This is a genomic window from Mesorhizobium yinganensis (genome assembly GCF_040081985.1).
GTDB classification, from domain to species: Bacteria; Pseudomonadota; Alphaproteobacteria; order Rhizobiales; family Rhizobiaceae; genus Kumtagia; species Kumtagia yinganensis.
Window position 1 is genome coordinate 1 of the sequence record NZ_JBEBMH010000078.1, and the last position, 3,975, is coordinate 3,975.

At 58.1% G+C, this 3,975-nt stretch carries 3 protein-coding genes and 1 pseudogene; 1 reads left to right on the top strand and 3 read right to left on the bottom strand.

What is annotated here, in order from left to right:
- Positions 1-554: 554 nt before the first annotated feature.
- The 3 genes and pseudogenes from ABMA59_RS37520 to ABMA59_RS36990 form a co-directional block, all read right to left on the bottom strand.
- Positions 555-1,369: pseudogene (locus tag ABMA59_RS37520) on the bottom strand (IS5 family transposase).
- Positions 1,370-2,230: 861 nt separating this feature from the next.
- Positions 2,231-3,034, bottom strand: a complete 804-nt coding sequence (locus ABMA59_RS36985) for a DUF1236 domain-containing protein (RefSeq protein ID WP_349010306.1) — start codon at positions 3,032-3,034, stop codon at positions 2,231-2,233.
- Positions 3,035-3,203: 169 nt separating this feature from the next.
- A complete protein-coding gene (locus ABMA59_RS36990; protein ID WP_349010307.1) occupies positions 3,204-3,485 on the bottom strand; it encodes a low affinity iron permease family protein in 282 nt (93 codons plus the stop codon).
- 189 nt (positions 3,486-3,674) lie between these two features.
- On the opposite strand from ABMA59_RS36990, the gene ABMA59_RS36995 reads away from it, so the two are divergent.
- The coding region (locus tag ABMA59_RS36995; RefSeq protein WP_349010308.1) for a transposase at positions 3,675-3,975 on the top strand (301 nt) is incomplete at its 3' end.

Sequence of the window (3,975 nt, forward strand, 5' to 3'; positions counted from 1 at the left end):
ACGAGCACCGCATGGACCGCAACCATCTCGCCGGCCAGCACGACGACCCCATATCAACCCAATCCTGGCCGCCGCCGGCTACACCTTCACCCTCCTGCTCAGGTGGTTGAAGGCGTTTTTGAACATACTCAGCGCTGCGCTGCTGAGCCAACACAAACCGCTCGCAGCCCAAAAGCTCAATTGTTCACGGTCGACTTTCTACGCCGTTCGATCGTGAACACGTCGGATGGGTAGGCTCGGAGACCATCGATGCGGTCAACATGGCTGTGACATCAAAGTCGACAAATACAGCCACGAACTGGGCGAAATATCCAGAATGGTGGTTGGCTCTCGTTGATGACACCGACCTAGGGCCGGACGAAAACGACTTTCTAACCGTCCGGGAGCACGTCACTATTCCGAGCGCCTGGACGAAGGCGTTCGTTATCGGAGGCAGTCCACTGCGGAACTTTGATCTTCTTTGAAGCAGCCGGCGTCGATTTCATCCCGGAGAATGGTGGCGGCGCCGGAGTGAGGCTGCGGAAGACAGGACGTTAACTCCTAGACAATATGATCTAGGTCTCGTGGACAAAGGGTAACCAAAGCTTGGCTGCTGCGATGGCGACGAAGCCAAGGTAGGATTCCTTTGTCTTGTCGTATCTGGTGGCGACGCGGCGCCAGTTCTTGAGCTTGTTGAACAGCCGCTCGACCAGGTTTCGCCACTTGTATTTCTCAGCATCGTATGGCGCGGGGTCCTTGCGGTTGCGCTTGGCCGGGATGACCGCCTCGATCTCGGCCTTCGCCAACGTCTCCCTGATGGCGTCGGCATCGTAGCCCTTGTCGGCCAGCAGCGCTTCGATCTTGCCGGCGATCATTCGCAGCAGCGGCGCGAAGCCTTTGATGTCATGCGCTTCTCCGCCCGTCACGACGAAGCCGAGCGGGCGGCCTCTGGCGTCGCAGCGGGCATGCAGCTTGGTGGTGAAGCCGCCGCGCGACCGACCAAGCGCCTCCGTCTGCTGAGTCCCCTTTTTATGCCGGCTGCGCAGTGATGCGCCCGGACAATCGTGCTGTCGATCATGTCGGCGGTACTATCTCGCTCGACCATTTCCGCCAGACTTTCCAGCATGGCATCGAACACGCCGGTTTCGACCCATCGCCGGTAGCGGCGGAACACGCTGTTCCACTTGCCGTACTCGTCGGGAAGATGTCGCCACTGCGCACCCGTGCGCCCCATCCACATCATGCCTTCGAAGTAGAGCCGGTTGTCTTGTGCCGGCCGACACCCGCGTCCGCGCTCAGGCGGCAGCAAAGGCCCGATCAGCGCCCATTCCTCGTCCGTCAGTCCAACGCGTTCGCCCAAGGCTCCCTCCAAAAAGAAGCCTTGAATCAAAACCGGATTCCTCAGTCAACGTTTGTCCACGAGCGCTAGCTCTGAACTTCGGTCGATGTTGGGACTTAGAATCGGTTATCAGTCCCGATAACCCTTGGAAGTTGTGCTGGATACACATGGGCAGGAAGAGGGGCGAACTGGCAAGTCTTATCCGCGAAAGCGACGACAAGCTCTTGTTTCGCGTTCAGATGGAACTCGCGAACGGAGGATATATCAACTTCTTTCGCGGAACGGAGATCGTGCAAGGTCGGGGAGCCACGTCTCGGGAGTTCGCCAGCTTCGAAAAAGCAATGAAGTGGTTTCTGGGCCTTCCCACCAGCCAAGACCAACCTGGAACGGATAGGTCTGCGGCCTAGTGCCCTCGAAGGCTGTGAGGATTGGCTCACGGCGCCGTTGTGATGCCCGGAAGATATAAGTTGACCGTTATGTCGGGAATGCACGATATTTAGTTTAGACCTAGACCCTAGGATCGGAGTCTTTCGTTGAATTGCGCTTCAGCTTAGAACATCTAGACTGTTTGTCGGACGGCCATGCCGTCTAGGGTCGCCGGCCTCCCTAGCGATCTCAGCATCTGGCCCGCGGCCTCCCTGGTGACCGCTGGCTTTGCCTTTGCCCAAGCCACCCCAAAGCCGGCGGTCGTCATTTGGCAGATCATGTGCTGAGTTTATATTGGCGAGGGGCTATACGGCGATAAACAACCTAAAGCCTCTTTCCGTCCCATCATTGCGTGCCTGCTTGGAGATCGACCGCCTTCGAACACGAGCTGGATAACGCGTTTGTTTCTCGATAAAGCGCGCCGCTGTAAGGCGACGAGCTCAGTTCGCTTGCTATGCAATAGGTGGTTTTTTGCACCTGACTGAGTCAGGCCACCAGAATGTAGACCACCTTGTGAGTATCAGGCTCGACGATGATGATCCTACCGTCTGCCAGCACGAAATAGTCGAAGCCGCGATAGGCCGGCACGATCTCGACGATGCGCGGCGGCAGAGGGAGAATTTCGATTGTCGTCGGAACGGCGACGCCGACCGAAACGTCGAAATCCACGTCCACAGGCTCGACCTTGGCCTCCTTGATCACGTTGGTAATCTCGACCTTCTGCTCATTGGTGATGTTGATGCTGGCGGTCGTCTCATTGGAAGGTTGCTGACCAGAGGCCTCGTCCTGCTTTTCCTCGCCAGGCGTCGCCTCAGTTGTTGTCTTCGAGTCCGCCTGGTCGCCCTGCTGGCCCTCCGTTTGCACGGCTGCCTTCGAATCCTTCTTGGATGCCGGTTCGGTCGTCCGTGCGGCATTCTCGGTTGTCGCCTTCCGCTTGGCCGTATCAGTGGTCTCCTTGTTGGCTGCCTTGTTCGTCTTTGTATCGGACTCTCCTGCCGCATCCTGCGACGCCGACTTGCGCTTTGTTGTGTTCTCTTTGGCTTCGGACGCGGCCTTGCCTTCATCGGAAGGTTGTTGGTCTGGCTGCGCCTGCGTGGCCTTCCGATTGGCGTTGCCAGTTGCGCCGGAGGTCTTCCCCCCCACCGAGGATTTGCCTTCGGTCGACTTGCCGCCGTCCTTTATGATGGGTTGCTGCACGTCCGGCGAAGCCCTTTCCTGGGCTAGCGCGGGAAGCGCGACCAAGGCGGAACCGGCGAGCAAGGCGGCGGCGATACAACTGATGCGTTTCATGGGATTTCCTTTCTGACATTAAGCTTTCGCTTGGAAAGCTAGCTGCCGAACGGAACGACTCACATCATGTTCCGACTTACGGGCTTTTACCGCATCCGCATGGGACTTCCGGCCCATAGGCCTGGGCCTTTGGACCCGTGTTCAAATGGTCACGTTTGGAAGTAGCGACCTAGTCATCTGTTGGCCAGGGTGGCATCTGGTGGGCTTCGCGCTCCAAACGCCGGACGGTTTCCCGAATATGCTTCGGGTCTTCGTGCTCCAGACCGACCACGTCGTTGCGTGTCTCCCGCAAAGCCACAACGATCTCGTCGAGCTTCGCATGGATCGCGGCAGTGTCGCGGTACCCCTGAACGAGCACGACACCGGTGATGACGATTGCCGCGACACTCAGACCGAAGGTGATGAAGTCGGCGCTCAATCCCAACGGAACCAGTAGTGTGCATCCGATCATCAGAAGAAAGATGAAATAGAGGCGCCGACCTACATGGGTTCCGGAGCGGCAAGCAATGCTTCGCCTGTGGACATGATGGTTACCGGCGCACTTCCCGATCGAGGGAATCCAGCTGGAGACCCGAATTAACCGTGCTGGTAGGGATGGAATTGTGATTCACTGCTTCTGTCGTGATTTGGAGACGGGACGATGGAGCAGCGGTCGCTATTGGGGCTTTCGGAACATCTCGACCGGTTGAGCAAGAATGGTGATCCGCTCGAGGTTCTGGAGGCGACGGTCAACTTTGAGTATTTTCGTGACTGGCTGGTCGAAGGACTTGGCTATGGCGAGGGTGGCAAGGGTGGTCGCCCGCCGTTCGATCCGGTGTCGATGTTCAAGGCGCTGATTTTGCAGGCGCAGCACAATCTGAGCGATGCCAGGATGGAGTTCATGATCCGGGACCGGTTGTCCTGGATGCGGTTTCTCGGCTTCGATCTTGGCGGCCCGACGC

Excerpts from the sequence above, each read along its gene's own strand:
- ABMA59_RS36990 (WP_349010307.1), bottom strand. The coding sequence starts at position 3,485 with ATGATCGGATGCACACTACTGGTTCCGTTGGGATTGAGCGCCGACTTC.
- ABMA59_RS36985 (WP_349010306.1), bottom strand. The coding sequence starts at position 3,034 with ATGAAACGCATCAGTTGTATCGCCGCCGCCTTGCTCGCCGGTTCCGCC.